14 protein-coding genes are annotated in these 14,426 nt (G+C 66.0%); 6 read left to right on the top strand and 8 right to left on the bottom strand.

Annotated elements, in window-relative coordinates; all coding sequences use genetic code 11:
- The first annotated feature begins 151 nt into the window (after positions 1–151).
- The 3 genes from GGR73_RS13925 (at position 152) to GGR73_RS13915 (ending at position 3,329) form a co-directional block, all read left to right on the top strand.
- The gene (locus GGR73_RS13925; RefSeq protein ID WP_039531404.1) at positions 152–1,054 is read left to right on the top strand and encodes a tryptophan 2,3-dioxygenase; all 903 of its coding nucleotides are present in this window, start codon (positions 152–154) and stop codon (positions 1,052–1,054) included.
- A gap of 155 nt (positions 1,055–1,209) precedes the next feature.
- Entirely contained in the window at positions 1,210–2,727 is a 1,518-nt protein-coding gene (locus GGR73_RS13920) for an oligopeptide:H+ symporter (RefSeq protein WP_184457412.1), read from the top strand.
- A gap of 11 nt (positions 2,728–2,738) precedes the next feature.
- Positions 2,739–3,329 carry a thioredoxin family protein gene (locus GGR73_RS13915; RefSeq protein WP_054592411.1) on the top strand — a complete coding sequence of 197 codons (591 nt, stop codon included), beginning with the start codon at positions 2,739–2,741 and terminating at the stop codon, positions 3,327–3,329.
- A gap of 51 nt (positions 3,330–3,380) precedes the next feature.
- Here the strand turns inward: GGR73_RS13915 and GGR73_RS13910 are convergent, their stop codons facing one another.
- Positions 3,381–3,869, bottom strand: coding sequence for a MarR family winged helix-turn-helix transcriptional regulator (locus tag GGR73_RS13910; protein ID WP_016905082.1), 489 nt, complete (start codon positions 3,867–3,869; stop codon positions 3,381–3,383).
- 122 nt (positions 3,870–3,991) lie between these two features.
- On the opposite strand from GGR73_RS13910, the gene hppD reads away from it, so the two are divergent.
- Together hppD and hmgA are read left to right on the top strand one after the other, a co-directional pair.
- Positions 3,992–5,107: a 4-hydroxyphenylpyruvate dioxygenase gene (gene hppD / locus GGR73_RS13905; RefSeq protein ID WP_184457410.1), complete on the top strand. Its 1,116-nt coding sequence runs from the start codon at positions 3,992–3,994 to the stop codon at positions 5,105–5,107.
- Between the two features lie 388 nt (positions 5,108–5,495).
- Positions 5,496–6,809, top strand: a complete 1,314-nt coding sequence (hmgA, locus tag GGR73_RS13900) for a homogentisate 1,2-dioxygenase (RefSeq protein WP_184457408.1) — start codon at positions 5,496–5,498, stop codon at positions 6,807–6,809.
- Between the two features lie 85 nt (positions 6,810–6,894).
- Here the strand turns inward: hmgA and GGR73_RS13895 are convergent, their stop codons facing one another.
- Positions 6,895–7,443 (bottom strand): hypothetical protein, encoded by a 549-nt coding sequence (locus GGR73_RS13895; protein ID WP_184457406.1) that lies wholly within the window; start codon positions 7,441–7,443, stop codon positions 6,895–6,897.
- Between the two features lie 165 nt (positions 7,444–7,608).
- On the opposite strand from GGR73_RS13895, the gene GGR73_RS13890 reads away from it, so the two are divergent.
- Complete coding sequence (locus tag GGR73_RS13890; RefSeq protein WP_102255519.1) at positions 7,609–8,226, top strand: lectin; 618 nt, start codon at positions 7,609–7,611, stop codon at positions 8,224–8,226.
- A 145-nt stretch (positions 8,227–8,371) separates the two neighbouring features.
- Here GGR73_RS13890 and GGR73_RS13885 read toward each other — a convergent pair whose 3' ends face one another.
- The 6 genes from GGR73_RS13885 to GGR73_RS13860 are packed head-to-tail and all read right to left on the bottom strand — an operon-like array spanning position 8,372 to position 14,321.
- Entirely contained in the window at positions 8,372–8,797 is a 426-nt protein-coding gene (locus GGR73_RS13885; RefSeq protein WP_046345449.1) for a Na+/H+ antiporter subunit G, read from the bottom strand.
- The gene (locus GGR73_RS13880) at positions 8,794–9,078 is read right to left on the bottom strand and encodes a K+/H+ antiporter subunit F (protein WP_046345450.1); all 285 of its coding nucleotides are present in this window, start codon (positions 9,076–9,078) and stop codon (positions 8,794–8,796) included. The genes GGR73_RS13885 and GGR73_RS13880 overlap by 4 nt, the downstream gene beginning before the upstream one ends.
- Positions 9,075–9,581 (bottom strand): Na+/H+ antiporter subunit E, encoded by a 507-nt coding sequence (locus GGR73_RS13875; protein ID WP_047127937.1) that lies wholly within the window; start codon positions 9,579–9,581, stop codon positions 9,075–9,077. Before GGR73_RS13875 ends, GGR73_RS13880 begins: the two co-directional genes overlap by 4 nt.
- Positions 9,578–11,122, bottom strand: coding sequence for a monovalent cation/H+ antiporter subunit D (locus tag GGR73_RS13870; protein ID WP_184457404.1), 1,545 nt, complete (start codon positions 11,120–11,122; stop codon positions 9,578–9,580). Before GGR73_RS13870 ends, GGR73_RS13875 begins: the two co-directional genes overlap by 4 nt.
- Complete coding sequence (locus GGR73_RS13865; protein ID WP_016901335.1) at positions 11,119–11,493, bottom strand: Na+/H+ antiporter subunit C; 375 nt, start codon at positions 11,491–11,493, stop codon at positions 11,119–11,121. The genes GGR73_RS13870 and GGR73_RS13865 overlap by 4 nt, the downstream gene beginning before the upstream one ends.
- Positions 11,493–14,321: a monovalent cation/H+ antiporter subunit A gene (locus GGR73_RS13860; RefSeq protein WP_102250963.1), complete on the bottom strand. Its 2,829-nt coding sequence runs from the start codon at positions 14,319–14,321 to the stop codon at positions 11,493–11,495. Before GGR73_RS13860 ends, GGR73_RS13865 begins: the two co-directional genes overlap by 1 nt.
- Positions 14,322–14,426 lie beyond the last annotated feature (105 nt).

The following is a 14,426-nucleotide window of genomic DNA, read 5'->3' as shown; positions in this document are numbered from 1 at the left end:
ATGCATCAAGGCCGCGCGCTGCAACTCCTGCCTCCCGATTCCCGATTCCCGAATCCCGAATCCCGAATCCCGATTCCCCCCAATCCCCAACCCCCAATCCCCAATCCCCGCCACTGAGCTACCCTGACCGGCCCGATCCACCTGCACTGCCATGCCCGTCGACAAGAACCTGCGTGACCTGGAACCCGGCATCCACACCGATCTGGAGGGGCGGCTGACCTACGGCGGCTATCTGCGGCTGGACCAGTTGCTGTCGGCGCAGCAGCCCCTGTCCGAACCGGCGCACCATGACGAGATGCTGTTCATCATCCAGCACCAGACCTCCGAGCTGTGGCTGAAGCTGCTGGCGCACGAGCTGCGCGCAGCGATGGTGCACCTGCAGAACGACCAGGTCTGGCAGTGCCGCAAGGTGCTGGCGCGCAGCAAGCAGGTGCTGCGCCAGCTCACCGAACAGTGGTCGGTGCTAGAGACGCTGACGCCGAGCGAGTACATGGGATTCCGCGACGTGCTGGGCCCCTCGTCCGGCTTCCAGTCGCTGCAATACCGCTATATCGAGTTCCTGCTCGGCAACAAGAACCCGCAGATGCTGCAGGTGTTCGCGTACGACCCGCAGGGGCAGGCGCGGCTGCGCGAGGTGCTGGAAGCGCCCAGCCTGTACGAGGAGTTCCTGCGCTACCTGGCGCGCTTCGGCCATGCGATTCCGCCGCAATACCAGGCCCGCGACTGGACCTGCGCGCATGTGGCCGACGACAGCCTGCGCCCGGTGTTCGAGCGCATCTACGAAAACACCGACCGCTACTGGCGCGAGTACTCGCTGTGCGAGGACCTGGTCGATGTGGAAACCCAGTTCCAGCTCTGGCGCTTCCGCCATATGCGCACGGTGATGCGGGTGATCGGCTTCAAGCGCGGCACCGGCGGGTCCAGCGGCGTGGGATTTCTGCAGCAGGCGCTGGCGCTGACGTTCTTCCCGGAGCTGTTTGACGTGCGCACCTCGGTGGGGGTGGAAGGTCGTGAGCCGGTGGGTGGTGGCCGCGGCGACCCTGAAAAGGGCTGAGCGGGTCGCTACGGGCGTCATCCCCGCAGAGCGGCCGCCATCAGGTCGGCGAGTCCTGCGAATTTGACGCGTACATGACGTCTAAGTGATCCTCGCGCGTCTCCCGGGGTACGCTCCGGGCACCCAGCCATTACTGAATACGCAAGGGACATTCCATGAGCGTTGACGCTACCGCGCCGACTTCCGCCGCCACTCCGCCGCCGCCGGCACCGCCCGAGTTCCCCACGCTGCTCGGTCATCCCCGGCCGCTGTGGATGCTGTTCATGACCGAATTCTGGGAACGCTTCGCGTTCTACGGCATTCGTTGGGCGCTGGTGCTGTACATCGTGGCGCAGTTCTTCAATGGCGATGCCACCGGCCAGGCGCCGGCCGGACGCACCTATGGCGCCTATCTGGCGCTGGTGTATGCGGCAGCGATCTTCGGCGGCTACGTGGCTGACCGCGTGCTCGGCTACCAACGCTCGATCCTGGTCGGTGCGGCCGTCATGGCCACCGGCCTGTTCCTGATCGCCATTCCCGACCACACCATGTTCGAGATCGGCCTGGCCACCGTGGTGGTGGGCAACGGTCTGTTCAAACCGAACATCTCCACCATGGTCGGCAAGCTGTACTCGGTGGCCGATCCGCGCCGCGACAGCGGCTTCACCATCTTCTACATGGGCATCAACCTCGGCGCGATGATCTCGCCGGTGCTGACCCAGCTGCTGGCCGAAAAGGTGTTCGGCACCGACGCCATGCCGTCCTACAAGATGGTGTTCATGGCCTCCGGCGTGGGCATGCTGATCAGCCTGGTGTGGTTCTGGATCGGCCGCGCGCAGCTCAAGGGCATCGGTGCACCGGCGCCGAACGCGCAGGGCATCGGCCGCGTGCTGATGGTGCTGGTCGGCTGCGTGCTGGCCATCCCGGTGGTGTACTTCCTGCTCGCCGTCGGTGCGGACGTGCTGCAGATCGTGCTGACCGTGTTGTTCGTCGGCCTGTCGGTGATGCTGCTGGTCGAAGGCATCCGCGAAGGCAAGGTGCAGCGCGACAAGGTGATCGCAATGCTGATCATCTTCGCCTTCAACGTGCTGTTCTGGATGTTCTTCGAACAGGCCGGCAGCTCGTTCACCTTCCTGGCCGACAACATCGTCGACCGCGGTTTCGGCGACTGGACCTTCCCGACCGCCTGGTTCCAGTCGGTGAACTCGATTGCCATCATCACGCTGGCGCCGGTCATCGCCTGGATCTGGGTCAAGGCCGGCCGCTTCAACCCATCGATTCCGCGCAAGTTCGGCTTGGGCCTGCTGTTCAACGGCCTGGCGTTCCTGCTGCTGATGTTTGCACTGTCGAGCCTGGTCAACGATGCTGGCAAGGTGCCGTTCTGGACCTTGTTCATGGTGTACGTGATCCAGTCGGTGGGCGAGCTGTGCCTGTCGCCGATCGGCCTGTCGATGGTGACCAAGCTGGCGCCGGTGCGCCTGGTCGGTTTCGGGATGGGCGGCTGGTTCCTGTCCACCGGCATCGGCAACAACCTGTCGGGCATTTTTGCCGGGCATGTCAGCGGAAGCGAAGGGATGAGCGTGTCTTCGGCCCTGAGCGGGTATACCTTCGGATTTTGGGCGCTCTTGGGCGCTGGCGCGGTGTTGTTCCTGATCGCGCCGTTGATCAACAAACTGATGCATGGTGTGAAGTGAGGAGAACAGCGATGCCGATCAAACCCACTGTCTGTGGCCTGCTGCTGGCAGGTCTGTTGAGCGCCTGCGGGCAGCCCACCGAGCAACAGGAGGCGCCACGGCCGCTGGATACCTCGATGCAGAAGCCGCCCAGCGCCGATCCCAGCCAGCCGGTGTCCTCGGGCAATACGCCCACCGCGGCGGACATCGCCGCGGCGGCGGCACTCAATGCGCAGTACGACCCTTCGCGCGATCCAGCCGCCGATCTGGAGACCGCCAAGGTCGAGGCCAAGCGCGGCGGCAAGCGCATCGTGCTCAATGTCGGCAATGCGGCCTGCGAGCCGTGTAAGGCGCTGGACGAACTGATGGGCGGCGATGCGGAGCTGCGCAGCTTCCGCGATGCGCACTTCGTGGTGGTCAAGGTCAATCGCGATGCGGCCAACGAGAATGCCGCGTTCCTGTCGCAGTTCGCCCAGCTCAACGACTATCCGTCGCTGCTGGTGCTGGACAACGACGGCAAACTGCTGACCACCCAGACCGGCCCGGACCTGCGCAAGGGCGAGCGCTTCGACCGCAGGAAGCTGTTCGACTTCCTCAAGCAGTGGGCGCCGCCGCAGGCCTGATCCGTCGTTGCCTTGGCATGCAAAAACCCCCGCACTGCGGGGGTTTTTTTATCAGTCCTTGCCGGCCATGCGCGGCAGCCCGTCCTTGGCCAGCCGGTCGATCAGCTTTTCCAGGACCTGCTGCTCCTCGGCACTGAACACCGACATCAGCCGCTGTTCCATCTCGTTGACCAGCGGGGCGACGGTCTCGTAGACCTGGCGGCCGGCCGGCGACAGTGCCAGCATCGAGCGGCGGCGGTCGTCGCCATGGGTTTCGCGGCGGATGAAGCCGCGCTCCAGCAGGCGCGCCACGGCGCGGCTGACTGCAACTTTATCCATCGCGGTGCGGTCGGAGACCTCGCTGGCCGAGGAACCCGGGTACAGCGCCAGGATGGTGATCACCCGCCACTCGGGGATGGCCATGCCGTAACGATCGCCGTAGACCTTGGCGATGTTGCTGCTGATACGGTTGGACAGCACGCTCAGGCGATACGGCAGGAACTGCTCGAGATTGAGCAGCACAGGATGTGGCGGCGGGGTGGGGGCGTCGAGATCGCTCATGTTGCGCTGTGTCTTGATTTTGGTTTCATTTGCAACTACAAACCTTGGGTGGCCTGCGCATTCTCGCGGGTCTTCTGCCACCCCGCATAGCCCTGCGGACGGCCTAGCGTGGAGAAACGACGATGAGCGCACAACCGAGCAGTACCGCAACCCGCCCGAACCTGGGCATGCAGGTCACCACCTTCGACAATCCGATGGGGATCGACGGGTTCGAATTCGTCGAATTCGCCGCGCCCGCCGACCAGGCGGCGCAGCTACACGACTATTTCCGCAAGATGGGCTTCAGCGCGGTGCTGCGCCACCGCAGCCGTGCCATTACCGTCTATCGCCAGGGCGGGGTCAACTTCCTGCTCAACGAAGAGCCCGATTCGTTTGCCGCCGATTTCGCCGCCGCGCACGGCCCGAGCGCCTGCGGCTTTGCGATCCGCTTCCGCACCCCGGCCGAGACGGTGCTGCAGACCGTGCTGGGCAACGGCGGCGAAGCGGTGCAGGACAAGGCCGACACCCGCGCCGTGCCGGCCCCGGTGGTCAAGGGCATCGGCGACTGCATGCTGTATCTGGTCGACCGCTACGGCGATGCGGGCAGCATCTACGACGCCGACTATGAGCCGATCGAAGACGCCGACCAGCACCCGGCCGGCTTCGGGCTGACCTTCATCGACCACCTGACCCACAACCTGTACTTCGGCAACATGCAGCGTTGGTCGGACTATTACGAGCGCCTGTTCAACTTCCGCGAGATCCGCTACTTCGACATCAAGGGCGCCAAGACCGGCCTGGTGTCCAAGGCGATGACCGCCCCGGACGGCATCGTGCGCATTCCGCTCAACGAGTCCTCCGACCCCAAGAGCCAGATCAACGAGTATCTGGACGCCTACCACGGCGAAGGCATCCAGCACATCGCCTGCTTCACCGACGACATCTACAGCTCGGTGGAAAAGATGCGCGAGGCCGGCGTGACATTCCTGGATACGCCGGACACCTATTTCGACGTGGTGGACCTGCGCATCCCCGACCACGGCGAGGATGTCGAACGCCTGCGCCGCAACAAGATCCTGATCGATGCCGACGTGGACACCAAGCAGCGCAAGCTGCTGCAGATCTTCACCCAGAACTGCATCGGCCCGATCTTCTTCGAGATCATCCAGCGCAAGGGCAACGAGGGCTTCGGCGAAGGCAATTTCCAGGCGCTGTTCGAGAGCATCGAGCGCGACCAGATGAAGCGTGGGGTGCTTTGAGGGCGGGGATTGGGGATTCGCTGTTCGGGATTCGGGATTCGGGATTCGGGATTCGGGATTTGTGGTTGGTGCCGTTAACTGGGTCTGTGCGGGCTTGAGTGGTGCAAAGTGTTGCGATGTCCAGCCTGGCTGCCCGTCACGTCGGATGTGGTTCCGGTACGGATCCAACGAAGCGGGCGGCAAGTGGTCGCAATCAAGCGCGTTCAGGCAAGGTGTTTTTCCGACGACACAAATCAACGAAGACGCACGTCGTTAAAGCCCCTCTCCTCGCGGGGAGAGGGGCTTAATCCGCCAGGCTTAGCTCTTCTACGGTAGGAAAGCGGCCTGATTCAACTCAATCCCAACCTTCTGCATCCGGGAAGGGAGGGCCAAGATCCGGACGCATGCCATGCATAACAACCAGCACTACATGACCGGTTTCGGCAACGCGTTTGCGACCGAGGCGGTGGCCGGTACCTTGCCGGTGGGGCAGAACTCGCCGCAGCGTGTGGCGCACGGGTTGTATGCCGAACAGTTATCCGGCACCGCGTTCACCGCGCCACGTAGCGAGAACCGGCGCAGCTGGCTGTACCGCATCCGCCCGGCGGCCGTGCATGGCAGTTTCTCCCTGGTCGAACAGTCGCAGCTCCACAACGATTTCGGGCGCGGCCCGGTGCCGCCGGATCAACTGCGCTGGAGCCCGTTGCCGCTGCCGTCCACGCCAACCGATTTCGTCGACAGTCTGTACACCATGGCCGGCAACGGCGGGCCGGAGGCGATGTCGGGTGTCGCCGTGCATCTGTATGCGGCCAACGCATCGATGCACGATCGCTTCTTCTACGATGCCGATGGCGAGCTGTTGCTGGTGCCGCAACTGGGCCGCCTGCGTATCCATAGCGAGCTCGGTGTACTGGAGCTGGAGCCGGAGCAGATCGGGGTGATACCGCGCGGTGTGCGTTTCCGGGTCGAGCTGCCCGATGGCGAGGCGCGCGGCTATGTCTGCGAAAACTTCGGCGCATTGCTGCGGCTGCCCGACCTGGGGCCGATCGGCTCCAACGGGCTGGCCAATGCGCGCGACTTCGAAACGCCGCATGCGGCCTACGAACAGCGCGAAGGTGCGTTCGAGCTGGTGGCCAAATTCCAGGGCCATCTGTGGCGTGCGGACATCGGCCACTCGCCGCTGGACGTGGTGGCCTGGCATGGCAACTACGCGCCGTATCGCTACGATTTGCGCCGCTTCAACACCATCGGCTCGATCAGCTTTGATCATCCGGATCCGAGCATCTTCACCGTGCTGACCTCGCCCAGCGACACGCATGGCACGGCGAACATGGATTTTGCGATCTTCCCGCCGCGCTGGCTGGTGGCGCAGCACACCTTCCGCCCGCCGTGGTTCCATCGCAACGTGGCCAGCGAGTTCATGGGGTTGGTGCACGGCGTCTACGACGCCAAGGCCGACGGCTTCGCGCCGGGTGGTGCCTCGCTGCACAACTGCATGAGCGGGCATGGCCCGGATGCGGCGACCTTCGACAAGGCCTCGCATGCGGACCTGACGCGCCCGGATGTGATCGCCGACACCATGGCCTTCATGTTCGAAACGCGTGCGGTGCTGCGCCCCACCCAGCAGGCCTTGCAGGCCGCGCACCGGCAGGGCGACTACCAGCAGTGCTGGTCCGGATTGCGCGCGGCGTTTCAGGCGCCCGGCTCAGAGGGTGCGCAGTAACTCAGGCAGTTGGGCGAATGTGCTGATCAGGCACTACGGCAGCCAGGGGTCGCAGGTGCCGGATCGAGGGTTCCAAGTTCTCCGATCAAGCCGCCTGCAGCGCATCCGGCAACAGCTCGCCGATCCGGGCACGTACGCGCTCGGCATAGCTTGCCGAGGTGATCTGCGGCAAGGCGCGTAGCGCGTCGGCAATAGCGGCGCCGATGGCGTCCTCGGCGCGTGCGGCCTGCAGCTGCCGATGCAGCGCCGCGGCGGCCGGGTCGCGTTGCAGCTGCAGGATGTCGAGCAGGTACAGCCGTGCATTGGTGGCCGCGCGACGGCGCTGGCGCTGCAGGTCTTCTTCGCTCGGTGGTGGCGCTGGCGGCGTCACGTGGGTACCGGGCACGCCCGCCGGCGAGGAATCAGACGCCTGGGCAGTGCGTGTCGCACTCCCTGCCTGCGTGCCGAACTCCAGATAGCCCATCGCGCAGAGCGCATGCACCAGCGCGGCGCCGTCGCCGCCCAGCAGCACGGCCAGCGTTGCCAGATCGCGCTGGCCGTCGGCCAGGATCAGCGCGCGTCGCTGCAGCAAGGTGAGTGGACTGCGGTGCGATTGCAGCGCGGTAAGGGCGAGCTCGGTCTTGCGTGGGGTCATGGCGGCGGTCCTGCGAGGCACCCAGCTTGCCCGCCGCCAATGAAGCGCCGATGACATCGGTACGAGGCAATGCCAGCGCGTTCTGCACATCGTCGCGATGTGGGCTGTGTACGCTGTAGCGGACCCGTAAGGAATGCATGCATGACCACCAGATTGCTCGGTTTGATGGGCGCATTGCTGTTGCTGACCGGCTGCAACCGTGCCGAGGACGCCACCACGGCCGCGCCCGACGCGGCACCCGCACCGGTGGCAGCCGCCAACGACCAGCCAGCCGGGGAGGTTCCGCCGGCCACTGCGCCGGCCGGCACGTTTCCGCCGCAACTGCGCCAGCAGCCGGCTGCGCTCGCGCGCCTGGATGGGTACGGCGATCTGCGCCTGGGCATGGATGCAGCGCAGGCGCGCGCTGCCTGGGGCGGCGACCTGCGCGGCGAGCCGGCGACCGACGGCGGCTGCTATCTGCTACGGCCGCAGTGGGCCGAGGATGCACGCCGCTTCGGTTTCATGTTCGAAGGCGATCGCCTTGTGCGTTATCAGACCAACGAACCCAAGGAGCTCGCCCCGGGCGGCGGCAAGGTCGGCATGACGCTGGCGCAGCTGCGCGCGCTGTATCCGGCAGGTCTGACCGAACAGCCGCACAAATACGTCCCCGGCGCGTTCACCCTGCGCATGGCAGATGCGGCCACCCGGTCCGCATTGGTGTTCGAGACCGATGCCGACGGCAAGGTCAGCAGCTGGCGGGTCGGGCAGCCGCCGCAAGTGGATTATGTGGAGGGCTGCGGCTGATCCGTCACGGCCGCCGCTGCGCCACATCGGCGGCGCAAGCGGCTTCCGGCAGCACAGCGTGCGCGCGCATAGTTGACTGGTAGCAGGCGCGTAGAACAACGTGTCGAGACCATCCGGGCAGGGGGTCTCGAAGCAGCTGCGCAGCTCAGCGCGGATCCTTGTCCGGCTCGGCGTGCTGTTTGGCGGTTTCCGCGTTTTCGCCCACATCGCCTTGCGTCTGCGGTGTGGGCAGGCCTTCCTGCTTCATCTCGCCATGGTTGGGTACTTCCGGGCGGTTTTCCATCATCAGCGACAGCGCGGCCTTGGCCATCAGATGGGCGCTGATCGGTGCGGTGATGAACAGGAACACGGTGATCAGCAACTCGCGCGGTTGCGGGTCCACACCCAGGAACAGGTGATAGCCGACCGATGCCAGCAGCACGCAGCCCACCCCCAGGGTGCTGGCCTTGGTCGGCGCATGCAGGCGCTTGAAAAAATCCGACAGCTTCACCAGGCCGAGCGCGCCGATCAGGATGAAGAAGGTGCCGACCAGCAGCAGCGCGCTGAGCAGATATTCGGTCAGCGCAATCATTCGACGATGTCCCGACGCAACACGAACTTGCTGAGCACCACGGTGCTGCCGAAGCCCAGCATCGCGATCACCAGCGCGGCCTCGAAGTAGATCGGCGAGTCCAGGTACATGCCCAGCAGCATCAGCTCGGCGATGGCGGTGATGGACAGTGTGTCCAGCGCCAGGATGCGATCGGGCACGCTCGGGCCGCGCAGCAGGCGCCACAGCGCCATCAGCATGGCCAGGCCCACCGTGTGCATGCAGATGACGATGGTCGATTCGATGAACATGTGGCCGGTCACGGAAAGATCTCCATCAGGGGCTTTTCGTAGCGGGTCTTGATCTCGGCGATCAAGGCGTCCGGGTCGTCCAGGTGCAGCACGTGTACCAGCAGATACTTGCGGTCGTCCGAGAGTGCCGCCGACACCGTGCCGGGAGTGAGCGTGATCATGCTGGTCAGCGCGGCGATGCCGTGGATGTTGGCGATATCCAGCGGCACCCAGATGAAACCGGGGTGGATGCGCGACTCCGGGCCGAGCACCTGGCCAGCCACCTTGATGTTGGAGCGCACGATGTCGCCGGCGGCCACCAGCAACATGCGCGGCACCGAACGCAGCGAGCCGATGCGGGCGAACTCGCGGTCCAGGCGCGCCGCAAAGATCGGCACCACCCAGCCGAGCAACAAGCCCAGCACCCATTGCTGCGGCCCGAAGCTGTCGCTGAGCAACAGCCAGAAAATGAAGACCGTCACGCTCAGCGACGGCGAGGGCAGCAGCCGGCTACGCAGCGGCAGGCGCGTGCTCATGGCTGCCTCCGTTGCGGCGTGGTGGCGCGGACCTGCTCGACGTAGGCGCCGGGGTCGCGCAGCTGCACGCCGGCCGCGTCGGTGTAGCGCATCAACGGGCCGGCACCGGCCGTCATCGCCACCAGCCCGCTCAGCAACAGCAGCGTGGCGGCGGTCTCCACCGGGCGCATGCGTGCACGCCGTTGCGGCTGCAGCTCGGGAACGTCCTGCACTGCTTCGGGCACGCGCCAGAACAGGCGCACGCCGGCACGCGTCAGGCCGATCACCACCAGCAGGCTGCTGCCCAGGATGGCGAACCACACTGGCCCGACCAGGCCCTCGGGCACGTGCTGCAGCAACGCGGCCTTGGCCAGGAAGCCGGACAACGGCGGCAGCCCGGCGACCGCGACCGCGGCGACCATGAACATCGCGCCGGGGATCCCGCGCCGCGGCAGCGGCGCGACCACTTCCTTGCGGTCGCTGGCGCTGCCGCGGCGACGCCGGATCAGGTCCGACACCATGAACAACGCCGCAGCCACGAAGCTGCTATGCGGCAGGTAGTACAGGCCTGCACCCAGCGCGCCGGCATCGTCCAGCGAGAAGGCGATGAACAATGTCGCCGCCGAGAACACCACCAGATACGACACCATCACCCGTAGCCGCGATGCGGCCATCACCCCGAACGCGGCCATCAGCAGCGTGGCGATGCCCAGCCACAGCAATGCGTGGCGGCCGAAGCCCTGCAGCGCGCCGGCACCGGCGCCGAGCCACAGCGCCGACACCCGCAGCGTCGCGTACAGCCCGACCTTGGTCATGATGGCAAACAACGCCGCCACCGCCGCCGGCGCGCGCGAATAGGTCTCCGGCAGCCACAGGTACAGCGGCAGCAACGCGGCCTTGCTGCAGAACACCAGCAGCAACAGGCCCAGGCTGGCCTTGGCCAGCGGCAGGTCCTGCGCCGGCAACGCGGCGATGCGTTGCGACAGCTCGGCCATGTTCAAGGTGCCGAACACGCCGAACAGCAGGCCCAGCGCGATCAGGAACAGGGTCGACGCGCACACGTTGAACACCACGTAATGCAGGCCCACACGCATCTGCAGCCCGCGCCCGCCGCTGAGCAGCAGACCGTAGGAGGCGATCAGCATCACTTCGAAGAACACGAACAGGTTGAAGATGTCGCCGGTCAGGAACGCACCGTTCAAGCCCATCAGCTGGAACTGGAACAGTGCATGGAAATGCGGCGCGCGCCGGTCCCAGCCGGCGCAGGCATGCAGCAGGCAGGCCGCGCCCAGGATCAGGGTGGTCAACAGCATCCACGCCGACAGGCGGTCGCCCATCAGCACGATGCCGATGCGCGCCGGCCAGTCGCCGAGCAGGTACACCAGCACCTGGCCTTCGGCGGCGCGCGCGAACAAGGCGATGACCGATGCGGCCAGCAAGGCCATGCTCGCCCATGCCACCGTGCGCTGCACGCGCGGCCCATAGCGTCGGTGTTCGACGAACAGCGACGCCGACGCGCCCAGCATCGGGATCAGGATCGGCAGGATCAGCAGATGGCTCATCGCCGGGCCTCGCGCGTGTCCACGCCGGTGGTGGCGTCTTCATGCGCATCCACATGATCGCTGCCGTTGTCGCTGCGGCTGCGGATCGCCAGCACCAGGCTCACCGCGGTCATCGCGAAAGCGATCACGATCGCGGTCAGCACCAGCGCCTGCGGCAACGGGTCGGTGTAGTGCATCAGGTCGGCGGGTACGCCCTCGCGCAACACCGGCGCCTGGCCGCTGCGCAGCCGTCCACCGGCGAAGATCAGCAGGTTGGTCGCGTACGACAGGAAGGTCATCCCCAGGATCACGTCGAAGCTGCGTGCGCGCAGCAACAGGTAGATCGCCAATGCGGTGAGGACGCCGATCGCGCTTGCCACTGCCAGTTCCATCAATGCTGCTCCGCGGTGCGTGTCGAACGTTGGGTGGGGTCGATCTCGCCGCGCTGCGAGCTGCGCGTGCGCGAGGGTTTGATCGTGCCCATCATCGACAGCATCAACATCGCCGCACCGAACACCACCAGATACACGCCGACATCGAAGCCCAGCGCGCTGGCCAGTTCCAGGTCGCCCAGCAGCGGCAACGGAATCTCCAGATGCCCGCTGCTCAGGAACGGCATGCCGAACACCAGCGCACCGGCGCCGCTGACCAGCGCGCACAGCAGGCCGATGCCGATCAGGCGGATGTAGTCGAAGCCGAAGCGCGATTCCACCGACGCGGCACCCTGGATCACGTACTGCATCAGCAACGGCACCGCCAGCACCAGCCCGGCGATGAAGCCGCCACCGGGCGCGTTATGGCCGCGCAGGAACAGGAACAAGGACACCGTCAGCGTCAGCGGGAACATGATCTGCGCCAGATCGGCCGGCACCGGCAACTTGATCGGCGGGCCGGGCATGCTGCGCTCCGGCGCCATCCGCGAGCGCCGCAGCAGCGCGTGCACTACCAGCCCGGCGATCGCGAACACGGTGATCTCGCCGAAGGTATCGAAGCCGCGGAAATCCACCAGGATCACGTTGACCACGTTGCGCCCGTAGGCTTCCGGCAGCGCACGCTGCAGCAGCTCGCCGGCAACCGTGTGGCTGGGCTGGGTCATCAAGGTATAGGCCAATGCGGCAAGCCCGGCACCACCGACGACGGCGATGCCGGCATCGCGGAGCTTGCGCAGGCGCGCGGGCTCGGGCAGCGAGCGCTCGGGCAGGTAATTCATCGCCAGCAGCATCAGCACCAGCGTGACCATCTCCACCAGCAACTGGGTCAACGCAAGATCCGGTGCCGACAGGAACACGAAGGTCATGCTGACCGCCAGGCCGGTGCCACCCAGCACCAGCACCGCGAGCAGGCGCTGCTTGTACAGGAACAGGCTGCCCAGGGCGCAGGCGATCATCAGCAGCCAGATCGTCCAGCCCAGCAGCGGCAGCGGGGTGGGCGCCGGCCAGGCCGGCAATGCACCGCCCTGCAGGAACGGCACCAGCGCCACCACGACAGCGCTCAGCACCAGCAGCATCAGCATGCGTTGCAGGTTGCCGTTGGTGACCGCATCGGTCATGCGCACGGTGCCGGCGAACAGCGCGCGCAGGTTCCAGTTGAACAGCGCCTTGCCGGGCGAGCGGTTCTGGATCGCGTACATGTCCAGCGTGCGGCGCAGCGCCATGTACAACAGGGTGCCGCCCACCATGCCGGCGATGCTCATCGCCAGCGGCCAGTTCCATCCATGCCACAGCGCCAGGCTGTAGTCGGGCAGGCGCGCGCCCAGGATCGCGCTGGCACCGGCGCGCAGCACCGGCGCGATGGTCCAGGCCGGCACGATGCCCACGGCCACGCAGATCAGCACCAGCACATCCACCGGAATCCGCATCCAGCGCGGCGGCTCGTGCGGAGTGGTGTCCAGATCGCGTGGGCCCTGGCCGAAGAAGGTGTCGTGCACGAAGCGCAGGCTATAGGCCACGCCGAGCAGGCCGGCCAGCAGCGCGGCGATGCTGGCCAATACCCGCATCGTCTGCGGCGCATCGGTTTCCAGCGCCACGGCAAAGAACATTTCCTTGGACAAAAAGCCGTTGAGCAGCGGAACACCGGCCATCGCCAGCGAGGCGGTGATCGCCAGCACGCTGGTGACCGGCATCAGGCGGCGCAGGTTGCCCAGCTTGCGCATGTCGCGCGTGCCGGTCTCGTGGTCGATGATGCCGGCGGCCATGAACAACGAGGCCTTGAACACCGCGTGGTTGAGGATGTGGAACACGCCGGCCACCACCGCCATCGGCGTGGACAGGCCGAACAGCATGGTGATCAGGCCCAGATGCGAGATGGTCGAGTACGCCAGCACGCCCTTGAGATCGTGCTGGAAGATCGCGTGCCATGCGCCGAGCAACAGCGTGATCGCACCGATGCTGGTGACCGTGTAGAAGAACAGGTCGGTGCCGGCCAGGGCAGGATGCAGGCGCGCCAGCAGGAACACGCCGGCCTTCACCATCGTGGCCGAATGCAGGTACGCCGACACCGGCGTCGGCGCCGCCATCGCGTGCGGCAGCCAGAAGTGGAACGGGAACTGCGCGCTCTTGGTGAAGATGCCCAGCAGCACCAGCCCCAGTGCATACGGATACAACGGACTGGCGCGAATCAGATCGCCGGCCGCCAGCACCGCATCCAGCTGGAAACTGCCGACGATGCGGCCGATCATCAGGATGCCGCCGAGCAGGGCCAGACCGCCACCGGCCGTCAGCACGAAGGCCATGCGCGCGCCTTCGCGCGCATCCTTGCGGTGCGACCAGAAGCCGATCAACAGGAACGAGCTGATGCTGGTGAGTTCCCAGAACACCATCAGCAACAGCAGGTTGCCCGACAGCACCATGCCGAGCATCGCGCCCATGAACAGCATGAGATAGGCGAAGAAGCGCGATGCGCTGTCGCGTGCACTCAGGTAGTAATGCGCATACATCACCACCAGCGCACCGATGCCCAGCACCAGTAACGCGAACATCCACGCCAGGCCATCGAGCCGCAACGAGAACATCAGGCCGATCTGCGGTAACCATGCGTACTGGCTGCCGATCACCTCACCGCGCAACACGGCCGGTGTGAGCGTCGCCAGGATGACCAGCCCGCCCAACGGCGCGGCCGCAGCCAACCACGCAGTGATCGAACGGGAGGTGCGCCAGAGCAGCGCAGTGGCGGCCGCCATCACAAATGGCAGCGCAAGCAGGATTTCCAGCGAGAAAGGCATGCAGGGAACACAAGATTCGCGAGCAGGCCAGAGAGCTTAACAAATCGTTGACTGACGCTAGCGTCAACGCCGTGGCTGCGCGCCTGCGCAAATCGCGGCCGGATC

Source organism: Xanthomonas sp. F14, assembly GCF_014199865.1.
This window is presented reverse-complemented; position numbering and strand designations above follow the sequence as displayed.

What these genes read in the sequence shown, in the direction of transcription:
- GGR73_RS13925 (WP_039531404.1), top strand. Translation starts at nt 152, where the DNA reads ATGCCCGTCGACAAGAACCTGCGTGACCTGGAACCCGGCATCCACACC.
- GGR73_RS13920 (WP_184457412.1), top strand. Translation starts at nt 1,210, where the DNA reads ATGAGCGTTGACGCTACCGCGCCGACTTCCGCCGCCACTCCGCCGCCG.
- GGR73_RS13915 (WP_054592411.1), top strand. Translation starts at nt 2,739, where the DNA reads ATGCCGATCAAACCCACTGTCTGTGGCCTGCTGCTGGCAGGTCTGTTG.
- GGR73_RS13910 (WP_016905082.1), bottom strand. Translation starts at nt 3,869, where the DNA reads ATGAGCGATCTCGACGCCCCCACCCCGCCGCCACATCCTGTGCTGCTC.
- hppD (WP_184457410.1), top strand. Translation starts at nt 3,992, where the DNA reads ATGAGCGCACAACCGAGCAGTACCGCAACCCGCCCGAACCTGGGCATG.
- hmgA (WP_184457408.1), top strand. Translation starts at nt 5,496, where the DNA reads ATGCATAACAACCAGCACTACATGACCGGTTTCGGCAACGCGTTTGCG.
- GGR73_RS13895 (WP_184457406.1), bottom strand. Translation starts at nt 7,443, where the DNA reads ATGACCCCACGCAAGACCGAGCTCGCCCTTACCGCGCTGCAATCGCAC.
- GGR73_RS13890 (WP_102255519.1), top strand. Translation starts at nt 7,609, where the DNA reads ATGGGCGCATTGCTGTTGCTGACCGGCTGCAACCGTGCCGAGGACGCC.
- GGR73_RS13885 (WP_046345449.1), bottom strand. Translation starts at nt 8,797, where the DNA reads ATGATTGCGCTGACCGAATATCTGCTCAGCGCGCTGCTGCTGGTCGGC.
- GGR73_RS13875 (WP_047127937.1), bottom strand. Translation starts at nt 9,581, where the DNA reads ATGAGCACGCGCCTGCCGCTGCGTAGCCGGCTGCTGCCCTCGCCGTCG.
- GGR73_RS13870 (WP_184457404.1), bottom strand. Translation starts at nt 11,122, where the DNA reads ATGAGCCATCTGCTGATCCTGCCGATCCTGATCCCGATGCTGGGCGCG.
- GGR73_RS13865 (WP_016901335.1), bottom strand. Translation starts at nt 11,493, where the DNA reads ATGGAACTGGCAGTGGCAAGCGCGATCGGCGTCCTCACCGCATTGGCG.
- GGR73_RS13860 (WP_102250963.1), bottom strand. Translation starts at nt 14,321, where the DNA reads ATGCCTTTCTCGCTGGAAATCCTGCTTGCGCTGCCATTTGTGATGGCG.